Genomic DNA, 16331 nt, shown 5'->3' with positions numbered 1-16331 from the left:
CTTATGAGTAGGAGATGACAATGACGCACTGTTTACGTGTAGGTGTGGGTGGCCCGGTGGGTTCCGGTAAAACCGCGCTGCTCAAGCAGCTCTGTTCGGCACTACGGGATTACTATGATATCGCTGTCGTAACCAACGACATATACACTCGCGAAGACGCCGACTTTCTGCTCAAACACGATGCGCTGCCTGCTGACCGTATCCTAGGTGTGGAAACCGGGGGTTGCCCGCATACCGCCATCCGTGAAGATGCCTCAATGAATCTGGCGGCCATCGACGAGCTACATGCCCGCCATCCAAAATTAGAGCTGGTACTGGTGGAGTCCGGTGGCGACAACCTCTCTGCGACGTTCAGCCCTGAGCTTTCCGATCTCACGCTGTACGTGATTGACGTTTCCGCAGGCGATAAGATCCCCCGTAAAGGCGGGCCAGGCATTACCAAGTCAGACCTGCTGATTATCAACAAGATTGATATTGCCGAGCAGGTACATGCCTCTCTTGAGGTAATGGAGCGGGATTCGAAGAAAATGCGCGGCGAGCGTCCCTTTGTGTTCACCAACCTCTACGATGGCGTTGGGCTTGAGGAGATCATCCGCTTTATTCTCGATAAAGGCATGCTGGATGAGCGTCGGCCACAGGCAGCAACGGCATAAGCGTTGCGAAAATCGCCCCCAATAAAAAACTGCCCTGCCCCAAGAGGGGGCAGAGCAGTCAAAAAAACGTGGCTAGCGGCTTGCTAAAACGGGCCGTCCTTGGCCACCACACCCCTACAGTGACTGGATAGGCTAAAGATAACCTTAACGCAGGTTATGAAAGCTCAATTTTGAGCGTTAATTTGCTGTTCATAAACAAAAAAATACGCGAAGTGGTTAAAGTTGACACAGGTTAGGTCGATAAAAAATGCATAAAACTATTAAAAATTCTTCCGATGACCTACTGAGAAACACTTTATGGCTACTCCTCCTTCTTCTTCGACTCCGCCAAAAAGAAGCCTAAGCTTACAGGCTAAAGTGCTGACGCTTGTCCTACTGCCGCTTTTCATAGTGACCGCAGGGTTAGTCGCGTTTAACGCCTATGAGCGCATTCAAAACACCCGCGAGACGCTGGCGAATCAGCGTGAGGTGCTGATTGAAGAGCGCCGCCATGCAGTGCGCGACATTGTTCAAGTGGCAACGACCGCCATTTCCCCTATTTATGAGCAAGCAGGTGCCAATGATGAGGAAGCCAAACAGCAGGTAGCAGAGATCGTGCGCGCTATGCGCTTTGAAGGTAATAACTACGTTTTTATCTACGACTTCGATGGTAACAATGTCGTGACGGCCCCTGCGCCAGAGCGTGAAGGTACCAACATGATGGACGTACGAACCCCAGACGGAAATTACCTTATTCGCGATATTCTTCAGGTTGCCAAGAACGGTGGCGGTTTTCATAGCTACTTATGGGAATACCCAAGCACCCGTGAAATTGAGCCGAAACACTCGTATGTAGAGAGTTTAGAAAAGTGGGGCTGGATGATCGGTGCTGGGGTTTACGTCACCGATGTTGATGCAGTGGTTGCTGAACTTGAGGCGGCCGCTAACGCGGATCTACGCCAGTCTATCCTGTTCGCTATTTTGTTGGGGGCTGTCTTATTAGTTGCAGTGGCACTGCTCGCGTTTGGCTTTGTCCGCCGCACTGTAGGGCCGATTAAACGCACCGCCAGCGCTATGCACGATATCGCCCAAGGCCGTGGCGACCTGACCCGCCGCCTAGCGGTAGAAAGTAATGACGAGGTTGGCAACCTAGCGGTTCAGTTCAACGCCTTTGTTGAGCGCATGCAGGAAACCTTGCGTGATGTGCGCCGTAGCACAATGAGTGTTTATCACTCAGCGGGAGAAATTTCCCATAGCTCCGAGGAACTGGCTACCCGTACCGAGCAGGCCGCAGCCAATCTGCAAGAAACCTCGGCTTCCATGGAAGAAATCACCTCGACCGTGAATCACAGTGCAGATAATGCCCAGCAGGCCAATCAGCTGGTGCAGTCTACTGCTGAAGTAGCCCACCATGGTGAAGAAGCCATGGGACAGGTCGAGCGGACGATGCACGATATCAACGACTCGGCGACGCGTATCAGCGAAATCATCACCATGATTGATGCCATCGCTTTCCAGACCAATATTCTGGCACTTAATGCCTCGGTGGAAGCCGCACGGGCGGGGGAACATGGCCGTGGCTTTGCGGTCGTCGCGCAAGAAGTACGCACACTGGCTAGCCGCTCTAGTAACGCGTCGAAAGAGATCCGCACGCTGATTGATAGCTCTGTTAAGCACACCCACACCGGTGCCGAGCTAGTGCGTAAGGCGGGTGCGACGATGCATGACATTGTTGAAAGTGTCTCGAAGGTGACCGATGTGATCGGTGAGATTACGGCTGGCGCCAAGGAGCAAAGCAGCGGTATTGGCCAGATCAATACAGCTGTTGCGGAAATGGATACCATGACCCAGCAAAACGCCGCCATGGTACAGGAATCCACCACGGCAGCGGCCAATATGCGCCGTCACGCTGAGCACCTTAATGAGCTGATCAACACCTTCGTGCTTGGCGACGATGAGCCACAAACTTCATCGACACGGCCGGCGTTAAATCAACCGCGTCAGGCACTGCCTTCTGGTGCGCCAAGTACACGCCAGGAACTCAAGCGCCCCGCGCTCTCTTCTAAGCAAGCCCCTGTTAAAGCAGGCGACGACGATTGGGAAGAGTTCTAAGCCTTACGTTATGCTCACTGCTGGCTGAAAACACACGTTGTTAAAAAGCCAGCAGTAGCCAACAGGTGAAATAGAAAAAAGGGGCTGCCACATGGCAAGCCCCTTGTTCATATCAACGCATTTCAGCTCAGTATTAACGGCTTGCTAACTACCCGACCAGCCCAGCAGGATCGGTACGTAAACCACCAATAGCAGCACGCCAATCAACCCTAACAGATACGGGATAATCGCCTGAGTGATGCGCTCCAGCGGTAGCTGAGTGACTGACGAAGCCACATAAAGGTTGATTGCCACTGGCGGGGTAATCATGCCAATCGACAGCCCCACCACAATAATCAAACCAAAGTGGATAGGGTCGATGCCCAACTGCAGTACCAGCGGCAGCAGCACCGGGGTAAGAATAATCAAAGCGCTAGCGGTCTCTATAAATACCCCCGTTAGCAGAATCACGGCCACGACCAGCAGCATAATCACGTAGGGATTGGTGGAAAGCGACAGCACCGCCTGGGCAATCGCGCCGGGTACCTGCCAGCTTGAAAGCGTCCAGCTGAGTACTGCTGACATGGCAATCACCAGCATAATCACTGCGGTGGTCATCGCCGAGCGAATCAGCAGCTTATACACCTGGGGTAGGGTTAAATCCCGATACACAAACAGCGACACCAGCAGCGCGTAGTTGACTGCTACCACCGCCGCTTCCGACGGCGTGAAAATACCCGAAAAGATACCGCCCAAAATAATCACCGGCGTCATCAGCCCCCAGCTAGCCGCTTTCAGTGTGCGCCATATGGTTGGCAGCGACAGCGGTGTGCCTTTGGGGTATTGACGCTTATAGGCTTGAGTGATGGCAATGGCCATGAGCCCCAGCCCCATTGCCAGCCCCGGTAAAAAGCCGTTCAAAAACAGCTTTGATACCGACTGCTGAGCAATCACCGCGTAGATAATCATCGGCACCGAAGGGGGGATTACAACGCCAATCGTGCCGCTGGCAGCAATTAAGCTCGCCGCTGAGGCAGGGTCGTAGCCTTTACGCTTAAGCTCTGGCACCAGGCTTGAACCCACCGCGGCAGTGGTGGCTGCACCAGAGCCGGAGATAGCCGCGAAGAACATGCCTGCCATTACTGACACCACCGAAAGCCCGCCGCGCATAAAGCCGACTAACGAATCAGCAAAGCTCACCAACCGCTCGCTGACCTTACCCTGGGCCATTAAATCGCCGGCCAGAATAAACATCGGGATCGCGACCAAGGCAAACGAGTTAATGCCCTGGAACATCTGCTGGGTGACCACCATTAGTGGCACGCCCGACTGGTACAGCGCATAAAGCGTGCTTGCCCCAATCGCAAACGCAATCGGCACGCCCAACAGCATAAACAGGAAGAACAGCCCAAACAGCACCAGCGTCATAGTGGCTCCTCCGGCGCGGCGACTGTCGGTTCACCGTTCACCAACACGTCAATCATATCCACCAGGGCGTACCACGCCATAATGGCGGCAGAAAGTGGGATGACTGCGTAGATGTAGGTCATCGAAAGCCGCAGTGAGGCGGATTTTTGAAAGCTCTGCACCTGCATATAGCGGTAGCCAATCATGATTAGCGCGATCATAAACGCCAGCACCACCGCCAGTGCAGCCAAGCGCGCCAGTTTGCGCAAGGGCAGGGGAAGCGCATCCACGGCAAAGGTCACGGCGATATGCCGCCCGCGTTGGAAGGCTAATGTGCTGGCTAAAAACGTGATCCACACCAGCAGAAAGCGCGCGACCTCTTCCGTCCAGCCGACGGCGCTGAATAGCACCCGCGACACAATCTGCAGAGTAATCACGCCAATTAATGCTGCCATGCCCGCAAAGACCACGGGCTGGATGATGGCATCCAGCCCGCGTTCACTACGTTGCAGCAGCGTCAAAAGAGGCTGTGCAAAGGCCATCACTGATTCAGCGCCTCCCGAATGCGTGGCAGGTAGTCACCAAACTGCTCGCCGTACTTCTCATATACAGGCGCCACGGCGGCTTGGAAGGCTTCCATATCCGGCGTTTCGTTGATTTCCATACCGGCTTCGCGCAGCGCCGCCAATTGGTCGGCTTCCATATCGGCGTTCACTTGGCGCTCATGCTCAGCGGCTTCCTGGGCGGCTTCTTTCAGTACGGTTTGTGCCTGTTCAGGCAGTTGGTTCCAAACGGGCATGCCCATTACAAAAATGGCCGGGGCGTACGTATGGCGGGAAAGGGTCATGTAGTTCTGGGTTTCATCCAGCTTGAACGAATGGATCACGTTCACCGGATTTTCCTGTCCATCGATGGTGCCCTGTTGCATGGCGGTCAGTGCTTCTGTCCACGCCATGGGAATCGCGTTGGCGCCCAGCTCGCGGAAGGTGTCGGTGTACACCGGGTTTTCCATCACACGAATACGCAGGCCATCCAGGTCTTCCGGTGAATTCACCGCGCGTTCGCTGTTGGTTAGGTTGCGGAAGCCGCGCTCTGCGTAGGCCAGGCCTTTCAGGTTCACGTCAGACAGCTTATCAAGCAGTTCCTGGCCGATCGGGCCATCGAGCACGCCATAAGCGGCTTCTGGTGAAGGAAATAGGAACGGCAGTTCAAACACTGCCATCTCTTCCACAAAGTTGGCCACCGGGCCGTTGGTAATCAGCCCCATATCCACGGTGCCGATCTGCATGCCTTCCAGTAGCGTGCGCTCGTCGCCCAGCGAGGCATTGGGGTAGATCTCGATGTTGACCTTGCCATCGGTGCGTTCTTCCACCAGTTCTTCAAACTTGGTCGCGGCGATATGGAAACCATCCTGCTCGTTGACCACGTGGGCCAAACGCAGGGTAACGGGGTCCATATCAGCAAAATCAGCGGCATTCGCGGCGCTTACCAGCGCCAGTGAAATGCCCAGTGCCAGCGTGTTACGTGCAAAAGTTTTCATTATAGTGTGTTCCCAGTTTCACTAAGGATAGGAAGTGCTTTCAAAGCATGCACTAGAGAAACGAAAACGGTCAATCAAAGCGCCTGTAAAACCCCTGACTCGCTGGACACAGCGCGTCCACGCGGGTACGATACGCACCCAAAGCGCCCGTAGCTCAGTTGGATAGAGTGTCGGCCTCCGAAGCCGAAGGTCGTAGGTTCAATTCCTACCGGGCGCGCCAAAATGCACGAAAAAGGGTCTGCGAGATATCGCAGGCCCTTTTTTATGCGCGCTAAGTTCATTCCTCCGGTGGATGCATAGTAGCCAGATTGGGGAAGCCTTGATAATCCTGATCTCAAATCTGACTTAGTAGGGCTGCATCAGGTTTTTCAGCTCATCCGCGCGTTTAGTGGTTTCGTTGAGTAAGCATGAGTTGGCATTGATGCGGGCTAGCGTTCCCCCTTCTGGATCGGCATAGAAGTCGCAGTTGACTTCCTTGTATGTAATCCATGCGCGTTGGGCGGTAAGCAACTGGTCGCGCCGTTCGCTGCTCAACTGACTACGAAGCTGCTGGTAGTTTTCATTGAGTCTCTGATCCTGACGCTCATATTCGTTTGAAATGCAGGTGACCATATCGAGAGTGCTATAGGCTTGCTGCATGCATGCCTCATACGAGAGCGATGTTTTGTTACCGTAAGCGACAGTGCTAGCCAGTAGAGTAGCGAGTAGGGGGAGGTGGATGTATAGACGTTGCATAGCGCTATTTATCTCTTTCAATGATGTAGTGTAATCATGGATATAAGAGTGAGCTGTCTTTAATAGCCATCATCTGCGCATGGCTGCAGGCTCCTGTCCAGTAGGGAACATGGCTACAGCTTCTGTTATTAGAGTAGCTAATTATTCTAAGGTTGATACATAGCTTGGCGATTAACTGACACAGGTTCTATCGAAAAGCACAGAAGAGGGCACCGGGGCGTGCCCCCTCGATTTTCATCAGATCACGCTTACGAAAACCTGTGATTTAAGAAAATGAGAAATGCAGTAAGACACTGCCAGACGCGCCAGAATTAACGAAAAAGGGTCTGTGAGACATCGCAGACCCTTTTTCGTTTTGCTTGTTATCGGCCAGGGGCTGTCATTCAGCAAGGTATGATATAACGCTGCGCTTTGAAGGTTTTTAGAAACACAGCGTATAAAGTTTTTTTAGTAGGAATCGCGAACCATTATCTTCCAAACATAATCCAGTCGTATTTTTTGTGCTGGGTTTTTTCATAGACGTAAAGCCCAAATCCGATCGGTGATGTTGGAATAGTAGGACTACCATTCATTAACAAAGCAAATTCGATTGGCAGAGATATAAGTGTAGCCCAACCTGCAACTTTTTGAATTTTCTTAATTTTTATTAACTCTTTGTTTGCAGTCTTTATATAAGAACGTAGGTTCTTTTCCGCTTTTTCATGTCCACAACTTATGGCATCAGCCCACTCCAGTATTGAGCTTTTAAAGTTTTCTATTGACTTATCCTCTCTAAGCCTAAGCACATCTTCTATTTTTGTTAACTTTGGGAGGACTTCTACTTCAGAAAGCCATATTTTAACTACAGCACTTGTTGCAGAAGTTGTCTGCACTGGATATGGAGTTTTTTCGATTAGTTTTATCTTTGGTGTTTTTATCTTTAGTACGGCATTATATTTATTTGCAGCGCCAGTCATCATGAACCATTTACATGCCGAATCCCTAATTGCTTTTACCTGTTTGAGGAGTTGTTCATTTTCTTTATAAAAATTAAATTTCTCTTTTGTTAATTGGGCAAGCAAACAATCTGAAAAATCATCACCTGAAATCGTTGTGTCGGTTGTCGAACCAGGTAAATTTAATTCCAACCCAGAAAAACCTGAACGATAAAAATTTAATAACTCCTCATAACTTGAATGGTTCCAATATAATATTCCATCGGAATACAGTCTTGGAAAATTATACTTTTTGGCGCCGTTAATATATTTTTTAATATCAGCCTGACTTATAGCTTTTAGGCCTTGATCCTTCAAGTCTCCTAAAATAAGCTTTTCAAATAGAAGGATAGATTCTGGACTATTATCAATTACCTTTGTGTACTCAGACTGTTCTTCAAGTGACAATTGATCTCTTATCAACCCCTCCGTCACTAATGCATCCACATTAAAATTATCGAATGGAAAGCATATGGCGGGGTGAAAAAGCAGTAAGTCCCATAAGACATCTTGCCTCACTATAGGGCTTAGGCCTTTTTTTAGCAATATGGAAGTCGTTGGATCCTTGTGCAAAGAACCTTCATGGATGGCATGCTTAATGAATCCATCTTTTGCAGCCTGGCTAAAAAGGGCCCCCGTATATGTCTCATCTAAGACTAGCATTTTATTTTCCCCATATTTTCTAACTAGGTTTAATTCAGCTGAAGCTGATATGGTTAGGGATTTATTGGCTAAGCCAGAAGAGTTAGTCTTAACTATATATATATTAGAGTAACTCCAAAACAACTAATGATCGAATTTACAATTCGCGAAAAAATTGATAATTTTTTCTTATGTTTAATAGCGGATAAAACTAAATTTAAAGTGCTAAATTCACCATGATATCTGAAGGAAAAATAGAAGTATCTTCGTCTTCACCAGCATAAACACCTTGCATTCTCATTAAAATTAGTTTTTATATAGCTTAGATCAAATTCCCTCATCCGTCCATGAAGCGGACGTTCAGGTACGAGCAGTAGCCAAAGACTATTGATAACTAAAATACATCAAATCTTTTTTTAACAGCGCCGAAATCTTAGGTAGGATGCAGAATGCCCTTCCGCTGTAGTGGTTCACTAATTCCGGAAACAAGGTAGATGGTAATATCACCACCATAAGCGAGGTGTCTAATGACCAGGAAGCGATCTTTTTTCTTACAGTTTACACAATGTTGCAACAACGCTAAGCATCTGAATAGGAGCGAAGGGATTAGTACACGAGCATTCCGATTTCGGCCAAAAGCGGCCTATTAGGCGTCACTGTGATAGCACCTGGACTCAGGTGTGTGAGGCGTCACTCGTTTTTGCTTCAGCAAAATTAGGTGGCGCGTCAAACATCACCTGCATCGATTTGTTAGATTTCGCCGGCACGGCGCATAGTGTACTGACCATTTGTTGACCTGTCGGTGAAATAATTTCCATGAAGCACGTCATGTGATTCTTGGCTGACCTTGAGAATTGCTGCCCCTATGTGAGGATCCTGCTTCTTTGCCGCACCAGCAGTGCTCACGTTTCTGTAGATGTAATACAAGCCAGGACGCGAAGATTGGGCATCTTTATGGGGAGTGACCATCAATGTCTCAGACTCTGATTCGTCCGAAGACAGTTCGATACTTACCTTCAAAAGACTCTGTTTGATGAATGCAGTCGCAGTCTTCTCGCCAGATTTGTTACCCCAGTTCCAATGAATATCAACCGTCCACTTACCGTTGAGATCGGGGAAGACCCAGCCGTTTAGCTTAGGAATACACCGCCACACTGTCCTCCACCCACCTATTGCTATGCCGAGCAGTACTAGATTCAGAATGGCCACGCCTTTTAAAGCTGTTTCAAATGATGCGACCCCAGATGCTCCAATCAGTAAGGAAATTAGCACCACAATAGCCGCGTAAAGACCGGCTATCCAAGCGATTAACTGTGTTATTGGTAGTAGATTAATCAACGGGCAGACCACCTTCAAAAACCAAGATTCCGTCTCTTTCGCTCAGAAGGCCGGTGCACACAACTCCCTCGATTAGCGACCCTAATCTAGCTGCCATGTACCGAGAACCTACGTTTACATTACCAATAAGCTCTCGACATTCTGCAGCGGGAAAAGGTGCGAAATACTGATTTCGCTTTATCAACTGCCACTGTCCAGAAACGATTTGGAATCCATCATGACAAAGCTGGCTGTATAAGCTGCATTCGGCAATCTGCTCGGCAAGATCCTGTTGGGCAGGAATATTTGCATCAGTACAAAGTGAAACAATAGGCAGACGCTCTAAATCTGACGTTACAACAACTCCAACTCCGCAGAACTCCTCGTTTGGGATGGAGTCACGGACTCTCAGCAGCAGGCTTCTTAATCGTTTGGGTGGGGTCATCGACAGTCCTTCATAAGAAATCTAGCGGCTGCGCGCAGCGGTAGGTTTGTGGGCTGCATGAAACAAACCAGTCCGAAAGACGCCACTGGTTAGGAATCCTGCAAGCTGACACCAAATTGAGTCTCACTTTAGAGCCTTTTGAAGTCGGTATGCGTGTTCGAAAGAGTGCGCACGCTTTCTACTCACAAGCTGGAACTCCAGTGATCCGGAGGTCTTTCTGGCAGTCCAGTAATTTCCAACTAGTTGCTCCGGCGATCGTGGAGGACCCTCTATGGAAAATCGCGTAGCCCCATAGTGCATGCGGCTACGGGTCTGCTGTAGTTCGATATCAGGCTCATTCAAAAAAACAGTGGCGAGAATAAACTTATCCCCGGGTTCAGCCGTCACTGATGCCGTGACAGTTGTGGATGATGACTCTTTAGTGTACTGACGAATATTAATTTCATCAGCCGTTTGAGTCACGACTAATACAGCATCAATAGCCCCTCGTGGTTCAGTTTCTCCTTCATGAATATAATCGGATCTAAGCTTGCCGATCCATGTTCCGGTTATGTGTGGAGTCTTAGTTAAAAAGTGAACAACAGGCCAATGCCATGCCAAGTGTTTAAATACGACTCCCGCTCCAGTAAGCACGCCAACAGCTAGCGAAAAAGGCCCCAAATAACTCCAGGTCAAAGTTTCACCTTGTAGCAACAAATATGCGGCCCATGTAGCTGCGACGAGGCCTACTATGATAATTGCGAAGGCTCTATTCATTTGGTGAACCCTACATGCTGCCAAACGTTTAAAAGGAAGCAATGTGCAGTAGCTTTTGTCCACGGCTGCTCTCGACCAAAAAGCCATTTTAAGCCGCTAACCTCCACATAAACGAAATCATCCCCCTCTGGCTTAGTACCATTCCAAAGTTCGGTGATTACAGCTTTTAAAATATTGTACAAATCGCCTTGCTGGTAGCAAGCATCTGATGCATTGAAAGCTAAGCACTCTAAAAAAAATGATGGTACGTCGGCGGCTTGCTGCACCGACTGTTCAGCACTGTTTTTCATGTCATTGCGAAGACACTTTAGGACTCTCGCAATGCGCTTATATCGGCGACTGGTGCGATAATTTTTGTTAACGCCATTTGCATAATGATCCTGGTGCCAGTTAATAATTCTTGAGCCATCCCTGTCCCGCATTTCGACACCTTCCAAATAGTGCCATGTTCCATCAGCGTTTATCTTTCCGGTGTACCTATGGTGCTCCAAAAAGACCGCTACATCAGCATCCAAACGAGCAGTATTAGAGTGAACGTCGAATGCTTTTGAACCAGCGGTCACTCCGTCACGCCCAAACTTAGCCTCCAGAGCGCGTCCCACATCTTCACGAAATGCTTTTAATCCGTACGTCACTCCCCCCTCATGACCTAAGTCTTCTGCTTGAGGCGACTGCCCGACGGGATATTCTGAAAAGAAACAGTCATGTAGGACTACTGCAATATCGATATCACTTTCGTTTCGAGTGTTAGTGTTGTTTTTGTAGGAACCTGTTCCGTAGACACTTGTTCGTTTGTTCTCCAACGAAACGCATCTGGATATAGCATCGTTTATCATCCTTGCTGCCCGGTCCGCTTTGTCCTCTTCACTATCACTTGGTGGTCTAGACCAACTAGAAAAACGGTCACGCCAATATTGAGACATAAATTCTCCAAATGTTAGTTAATGAATGTCGATGCAATGAACGTTTCAATTGAAATTTTTATTACACAGGAAGTTGGTAGGATATTTAACATTAGGTTACGTTAATAGCTGAGCACCTAAAATTATTAGCGAATCTTGAGAAGCGGAATGACTTTTGCGTTGCATTTTTTAGCAGCCCATATTTCTTTCCTACCCACTATGAGCAAGACCATGGGTTCATCAGCAACCAGATATCGTTTCCATGAATTTAAATCGGTTGAAGACGGGGAGGGAATATCCTCAGGATGGGTGTGCCATTCCCCAAGGTATTGAAGACGGCCGGACGAACGTGAAAAGGCATCTTCGACGGCTGCTTGATGATGAGGCCCTCGTCGATCAACAAAGCATCGACGTCTAATGTCTCCTTTTCCCGGCTCCGAGACTTGATGCACTACTAAGTGCGAGCCGCGGCGCTCGCCAATGAGCACACCAGCGGCTTCGTTGCTACTCAAATTAAACTGGCGATAGCTTAGTAAGCTACTCAGAACTGAAGGCAAAACCACAAGCAGCCTGCCCTGACTATCTGTAAATGTTAGTTCCATCTCAATCATGACAGATTGGGCAATTGGAGTTACGCGGTAAAAGGCGAGGTCGCCTAGTTCGGCTGCCATCGAGCATATGCTCGCTGTACGTCCAGCTCAAACTGGGCTCCAAGAGTGACAGGACAGCTTCCTGCACCATTGCCGCAGTTATTACGCTGACCGCCGCATCATAAGGTGTGAAAGTGCTCCCGCAACTGACGAAACGCTCCTGGCTAACATCAATATTCTTAAAACGTAGATCCAAGCCATTTTTGTAAAATGCAGGAGCGTTTAATAGGCAACCATAGCAACACATGCCGTCGTCAATTAAGACTTTTGATGCTCGGCCATTGCCGTCATTAAACCCATGGATGAGCTTAGGTCTCTCATCGCACACCATGGTGCGAACTACATGGGCCAGACGCTTCGCAACTGGGGGACGACCAGTAGCGTCGATGACAATGTCGTATTGGTTTAATAGCTCAGGAACAATCGAAAACTGATAAGATTTGCCCTCAACAATGCAGTTCATATGTGTAGATGATTTAAGTGTCATTGCTAACGATATTGCTTTGTTCTGGCCAAAATCCTTGGTGGATAAGGGATGTCGGCCAAAATTTTGAGGCCCGAAAGAGTCGTTGTCGTAGAGGTCAAACTTCGCCTGTCCACATCCTGCCCCAGAGCGAAGCAGTAGCCCACCAAGATGCCCACCAATGGTTCCACAGCCTATAAGCGCGATATGCTTAGTGCTCAAATCACCACTAGTTACACGACGCCGGTTGCGGCTAAGAATTGTTTTTTTATCCGCCTTCGTGACCCCTATTCTAGTAAATTTATGTACCGAACGTTTGCCGGAAAGACAGGTGATCAATTTCTTACTATTTACTACGCGTCTCGTATGTTTCTTTCGATTTTTTTTCTTGGGATAGGTAAGCAGCCCGGTCGCAGCAAGATCAAGTTCAACATAGAGGCCCACTAGATCTTGATGGTGTACGTCGAACAGGATTACGTGGCGTTTAACAGGATTATCAACGAAGTGTTTTAGGAGGCGGCTGAGGGCGCTCAGGTCTACTTCGCTAAGCCATTGGAGTAAAGCCCGGAGGTTTTGCGGTGGCCACTCCACTCCAGCTAGGCGCGACGGATTAACTTTGAAATAACGGGTGAGAATGCTCCTATTACTACCTCGCGTTAGGCACCTTTGCTTCATCCACTCATTGAACTCATTTTCCTCTTCCTTCTCAAAGACAACCCACTCCTCACCTGCTCCCTTTTCTGGTTTCTCATTTTCTCGCACATTGATTGCTACATGACACTGCATCTCCAACTTCTCTACAGCATCTGATAGGAGATAGAGTTCCTTCTCAGGTAACCAATAGGAAGCGAACTCTCCTTCCATCTCTTGATCATCCGGTGAGCCATGCATCACTGAAGCGACTGTTGCCTCCAATGTTCGTTGGATCTGATCATCTACCTGCAAATAAAGTCCATGCAGGTTATTAGCATCCCAGTCTGCTTCCATCTCCCGAACGTAGCAGAGGTACCACCCCAAGTTAACATGAGGCAATAATAGGCCGTTGAATTTTTTGGGTTTTTTAAGGATGTGTGCGGTAGGTAAAGTGATATGCGGATCGGCAGGTAAGCTTAGTGCAATACTGAACTGACCGCCTGCAGTTCCATAATTTTTAACGTAAAAACCTTTGGAGGAGTTGAGGGCGCGCAGAGGTGTGATTTCAGAAATATGCTGAGCCTTGGTGTACTGATACCCGCAACCCAGCAATATCTGATGCAGTTCACTAGACACGTAGTATTAACCACTTGCCATGGTTGAACTGATGCTAGCGGCTTCATTTCCACGAGAAGGTTCAGATGCAAACGCTGGAGCAGATACTTCTCTAACGATCAGTTCGCTCTTAATTACGCGCTGTCCGAATGCCCTATTGATTGAATCCAGAGCAATTACCTTGGTCGAAGAGTTCTGAGCTTCTACTAAAATCCCCTGCAGTTCGCTGAGTCGTTTAATAACCTCTCGCTCATTATCACCATGCTCTCGATGGCCTGGAAATAAAGGTTTTTCATCAGTGTCATCTGGGCTTTCTACTCCATTGGAAAACTCCCCTGGAAGATTCTCGGCAAGCGACATCATAGCCGCTCCAAGATCTCCTTTCTGGAGCGGCACTCTGTCGAAAATGCTAACGGTTGCTGCCATAAGTGAAATCGAAGAAGGACCGCCACCTTCCTGCCATTGCGCATCGCGCCAGGACTTCATAAAACGGCAGACTTTGCGCAAATCAGGGCCTATCCGTTCGCAACTTTCAATAAACCAGTCTTCTATAACTTTTGGATCACTCTTTATCCATTTCTTTTCACCTTCGCGCAAAGCAAGGTTCACGCAATCTTCATCAAGCCTGTAATCCTCACGATTGAGCATGATGGACCCGCTAATTGAATCCATAGCTTCCATACCGGACCCACGCGATTTTGCTACCGCTATAGATTCCTCTTTGTGTAAAAATTGATCCTTCGGTATCGCATACATGGGAACGTCAATATGAGTATGCTTAGCAGGAATTTTCAAGCGCGCGCAGGTGGCCTTTGAAGAATCAAACTGCCAGCCTGCATTTTCTTTCTCCAAGGACTTCAATGAAGAGTCTACAAGCAGTATTAAAAGCCTGTGACCAATGACAGGTTTGCCTTTAAAAACTTCCATAGGAAGGTAGGTACCATCGTCTATGTCCATCTCCTGGGGCGGTGTGGCATAGGGATTATTAAGGGTATCGTACTGGAAGCTCCCTTGTGTCCAGAAACGTGGCTTGAGATTCCGGAATGAATTTCTTGCGTCTTCATCCATGTGCCACAGCAATGTTGCTATTTCAGCCTGATCTTCATCGCTGAGGTATTTGAGGTTTGTATCAGAGAGACGCGCCTTAAAGCTCTCTAAGGAGCTCGTCAGGCTCGACGTTTGGACAAGCTCTTTCGCTTCTTCAAACACCTTTTTAGTGCGATCTCTGATCTTCGCGCGTAATTGTTTGAGTTCGGTAACGCGTGAATCACTCAATTTCAACTTGCCAATAAGCCCGTCACTGGGATCGTTATAATAGCGATGGAAGTTCCAAGTCATTTCTTTGTCTCCTGTGGAGCAGGGGAGCGCCTGCCGCTGCCAAAGGGGGGGGAGGGCTGATCGAAGAAGGCCCGTAATCGACTGTTTTTGGTGAACTCGTTCGTGGCCAGCTGCTTTCCACGGCTAGCAAGGTTGCGCAGGCTGCTTTCGCTCGCGTTGTCCAAAGTAATGTCGGATGCTGCTTCGTTTGGAATGATATCGTCAAGGTAGACATAGTTGTCTAATGCGTTATGAGTCCATAGCTCCCGTTCTAGCATTGCTTTATGAAGCTGCTGATTTGCAGTCATAGTGGTTAATACCAGCCGTTCACCAAACCCCCACAGCCCCAGATATCCATTGTTGTACTTTGCCGCCAAAGCGGCAGGGCTCACGGTGTACTCCTCGCCCAGGGTACCAATGTTCAATACTTTGACGTCGGCTACCGTGGCGTTTGGAAAATCACAGGTCATATCTCTGAAGACCTCATGTAAACCGATGAAGCTGGGATTGTTAGCAACCAGACCTCCATCAGCGAAATATGCATCCAGATCCGCACAATAATGAGGAGCGAAATACGTAGGCGCGGCTGATGTAGCCATTGCCGCATCTAGAAGCGTAAGGCGAGCATCGCGGTTAAATGATGGGTTATGTGGAGTTTTGAAGAATTGAGGCTTCCCAGTTGAGAGGTTCACTGTTGGAATCATTACCCTACGGTCCAAGTCACCGAAGGTAGTCTCCGCCCCTATCATGCTGGCTACCGCTTTCAAGAGCGGTTCGCTATTGTATCGGGCTCCAAAAGCAGCCATCCATTTTTTACGCCAAGATCTTCTGTGCGGAAAAATTAAAGGTGCCTGATCGCGGAAAACTGACTCTAGCTCTCTTGCGCTTTTTCCAGCTGCAAGTCCCAGCGCCAGAATTCCACCAATTGAGGTGCCAGTAATCAGATCAAAGTACTCGCCTGCTTTTACGTTCGATTGGCCAGTTTGCTGTTCAATGATGCGCTCGATTTCAGCAAGTACATTGATGGTAAACAGACCTCTTGCTCCCCCGCCATTTAGGCTAAGGATTTTTACGTCACCGCTGTGTGCTGACATGGAACGCCTCTATTATGTTTTGGCATCAACATAGGCTACTTTGATACATCTCAATTCGTCAGTTCTAGTCTTTAATGGCAAAGCAACTGAATAGCATAGCTGGCTAGCAGTCATCTCC

General features: G+C 48.6%; 15 protein-coding genes and 1 tRNA gene. 3 read left to right on the top strand and 13 right to left on the bottom strand.

Annotated elements, in window-relative coordinates; genetic code table 11:
* The first annotated feature begins 20 nt into the window (after nucleotides 1-20).
* Nucleotides 21-653: an urease accessory protein UreG gene (gene ureG / locus B6A39_RS17490; protein WP_038479289.1), complete on the top strand. Its 633-nt coding sequence runs from the start codon at nucleotides 21-23 to the stop codon at nucleotides 651-653.
* Nucleotides 654-950: 297 nt separating this feature from the next.
* Nucleotides 951-2744: a methyl-accepting chemotaxis protein gene (locus tag B6A39_RS17485; RefSeq protein WP_083007585.1), complete on the top strand. Its 1794-nt coding sequence runs from the start codon at nucleotides 951-953 to the stop codon at nucleotides 2742-2744.
* Between the two features lie 144 nt (nucleotides 2745-2888).
* On the opposite strand, the gene B6A39_RS17480 is transcribed toward B6A39_RS17485, so the two are convergent.
* Genes B6A39_RS17480 through B6A39_RS17470 form a run of 3 tightly spaced genes read right to left on the bottom strand, consistent with a single transcriptional unit; the run spans nucleotide 2889 to nucleotide 5670 of the window.
* Entirely contained in the window at nucleotides 2889-4151 is a 1263-nt protein-coding gene (locus B6A39_RS17480) for a TRAP transporter large permease (protein WP_009723126.1), read from the bottom strand.
* Nucleotides 4148-4672, bottom strand: a complete 525-nt coding sequence (locus B6A39_RS17475) for a TRAP transporter small permease (RefSeq protein WP_083007584.1) — start codon at nucleotides 4670-4672, stop codon at nucleotides 4148-4150. The genes B6A39_RS17480 and B6A39_RS17475 overlap by 4 nt, the downstream gene beginning before the upstream one ends.
* Nucleotides 4672-5670: a TRAP transporter substrate-binding protein gene (locus tag B6A39_RS17470; RefSeq protein ID WP_083007583.1), complete on the bottom strand. Its 999-nt coding sequence runs from the start codon at nucleotides 5668-5670 to the stop codon at nucleotides 4672-4674. Before B6A39_RS17470 ends, B6A39_RS17475 begins: the two co-directional genes overlap by 1 nt.
* A gap of 143 nt (nucleotides 5671-5813) precedes the next feature.
* On the opposite strand from B6A39_RS17470, the gene B6A39_RS17465 reads away from it, so the two are divergent.
* Nucleotides 5814-5890: transfer RNA gene (locus tag B6A39_RS17465), tRNA-Arg, on the top strand.
* 125 nt (nucleotides 5891-6015) lie between these two features.
* On the opposite strand, the gene B6A39_RS17460 is transcribed toward B6A39_RS17465, so the two are convergent.
* The 10 genes from B6A39_RS17460 to B6A39_RS17415 form a co-directional block, all read right to left on the bottom strand.
* The gene (locus B6A39_RS17460) at nucleotides 6016-6309 is read right to left on the bottom strand and encodes a lysozyme inhibitor LprI family protein (protein ID WP_198036737.1); all 294 of its coding nucleotides are present in this window, start codon (nucleotides 6307-6309) and stop codon (nucleotides 6016-6018) included.
* Between the two features lie 563 nt (nucleotides 6310-6872).
* Entirely contained in the window at nucleotides 6873-8042 is a 1170-nt protein-coding gene (locus B6A39_RS17455) for a hypothetical protein (RefSeq protein WP_083007581.1), read from the bottom strand.
* A 729-nt stretch (nucleotides 8043-8771) separates the two neighbouring features.
* Nucleotides 8772-9359 (bottom strand): hypothetical protein, encoded by a 588-nt coding sequence (locus tag B6A39_RS17450; protein ID WP_083007580.1) that lies wholly within the window; start codon nucleotides 9357-9359, stop codon nucleotides 8772-8774.
* Complete coding sequence (locus B6A39_RS17445; protein WP_083007579.1) at nucleotides 9352-9783, bottom strand: hypothetical protein; 432 nt, start codon at nucleotides 9781-9783, stop codon at nucleotides 9352-9354. Before B6A39_RS17445 ends, B6A39_RS17450 begins: the two co-directional genes overlap by 8 nt.
* 123 nt (nucleotides 9784-9906) lie before the next feature.
* Nucleotides 9907-10539: a hypothetical protein gene (locus B6A39_RS19230; RefSeq protein WP_083007578.1), complete on the bottom strand. Its 633-nt coding sequence runs from the start codon at nucleotides 10537-10539 to the stop codon at nucleotides 9907-9909.
* The gene (locus B6A39_RS17435; protein WP_083007577.1) at nucleotides 10536-11462 is read right to left on the bottom strand and encodes a nucleotidyltransferase domain-containing protein; all 927 of its coding nucleotides are present in this window, start codon (nucleotides 11460-11462) and stop codon (nucleotides 10536-10538) included. Before B6A39_RS17435 ends, B6A39_RS19230 begins: the two co-directional genes overlap by 4 nt.
* Nucleotides 11463-11587: 125 nt before the next feature.
* Nucleotides 11588-12052, bottom strand: a complete 465-nt coding sequence (cap3, locus tag B6A39_RS17430) for a CBASS system CD-NTase/cGAS isopeptidase Cap3 (RefSeq protein WP_083007576.1) — start codon at nucleotides 12050-12052, stop codon at nucleotides 11588-11590.
* A complete protein-coding gene (locus B6A39_RS17425; RefSeq protein ID WP_083007575.1) occupies nucleotides 12045-13823 on the bottom strand; it encodes an E2/UBC family protein in 1779 nt (592 codons plus the stop codon). The genes cap3 and B6A39_RS17425 overlap by 8 nt, the downstream gene beginning before the upstream one ends.
* A 6-nt stretch (nucleotides 13824-13829) precedes the next feature.
* Complete coding sequence (locus B6A39_RS17420; RefSeq protein ID WP_083007574.1) at nucleotides 13830-15140, bottom strand: CBASS cGAMP synthase; 1311 nt, start codon at nucleotides 15138-15140, stop codon at nucleotides 13830-13832.
* A complete protein-coding gene (locus tag B6A39_RS17415; protein ID WP_083007573.1) occupies nucleotides 15137-16213 on the bottom strand; it encodes a CBASS cGAMP-activated phospholipase in 1077 nt (358 codons plus the stop codon). The genes B6A39_RS17420 and B6A39_RS17415 overlap by 4 nt, the downstream gene beginning before the upstream one ends.
* Nucleotides 16214-16331: the final 118 nt, after the last annotated feature.

It is taken from the genome of Halomonas sp. GT, from assembly GCF_002082565.1.
Lineage (GTDB): Bacteria > Pseudomonadota > Gammaproteobacteria > Pseudomonadales > Halomonadaceae > Vreelandella.
Note: the sequence above shows the minus strand (reverse complement) of the source record. Positions and strands in the feature narration are given on the sequence as shown.

Bases quoted from the DNA above. Each gene is read 5' to 3' on its own strand.
- B6A39_RS17445 (WP_083007579.1), bottom strand. From the start codon at position 9,783: ATGACCCCACCCAAACGATTAAGAAGCCTGCTGCTGAGAGTCCGTGAC.
- B6A39_RS17460 (WP_198036737.1), bottom strand. From the start codon at position 6,309: ATGCAGCAAGCCTATAGCACTCTCGATATGGTCACCTGCATTTCAAAC.
- cap3 (WP_083007576.1), bottom strand. From the start codon at position 12,052: ATGATTGAGATGGAACTAACATTTACAGATAGTCAGGGCAGGCTGCTT.
- B6A39_RS17455 (WP_083007581.1), bottom strand. From the start codon at position 8,042: ATGCTAGTCTTAGATGAGACATATACGGGGGCCCTTTTTAGCCAGGCT.
- B6A39_RS17415 (WP_083007573.1), bottom strand. From the start codon at position 16,213: ATGTCAGCACACAGCGGTGACGTAAAAATCCTTAGCCTAAATGGCGGG.
- B6A39_RS17485 (WP_083007585.1), top strand. From the start codon at position 951: ATGGCTACTCCTCCTTCTTCTTCGACTCCGCCAAAAAGAAGCCTAAGC.
- B6A39_RS19230 (WP_083007578.1), bottom strand. From the start codon at position 10,539: ATGAATAGAGCCTTCGCAATTATCATAGTAGGCCTCGTCGCAGCTACA.
- B6A39_RS17470 (WP_083007583.1), bottom strand. From the start codon at position 5,670: ATGAAAACTTTTGCACGTAACACGCTGGCACTGGGCATTTCACTGGCG.
- B6A39_RS17480 (WP_009723126.1), bottom strand. From the start codon at position 4,151: ATGACGCTGGTGCTGTTTGGGCTGTTCTTCCTGTTTATGCTGTTGGGC.
- B6A39_RS17475 (WP_083007584.1), bottom strand. From the start codon at position 4,672: ATGGCCTTTGCACAGCCTCTTTTGACGCTGCTGCAACGTAGTGAACGC.
- B6A39_RS17420 (WP_083007574.1), bottom strand. From the start codon at position 15,140: ATGACTTGGAACTTCCATCGCTATTATAACGATCCCAGTGACGGGCTT.
- B6A39_RS17435 (WP_083007577.1), bottom strand. From the start codon at position 11,462: ATGTCTCAATATTGGCGTGACCGTTTTTCTAGTTGGTCTAGACCACCA.
- ureG (WP_038479289.1), top strand. From the start codon at position 21: ATGACGCACTGTTTACGTGTAGGTGTGGGTGGCCCGGTGGGTTCCGGT.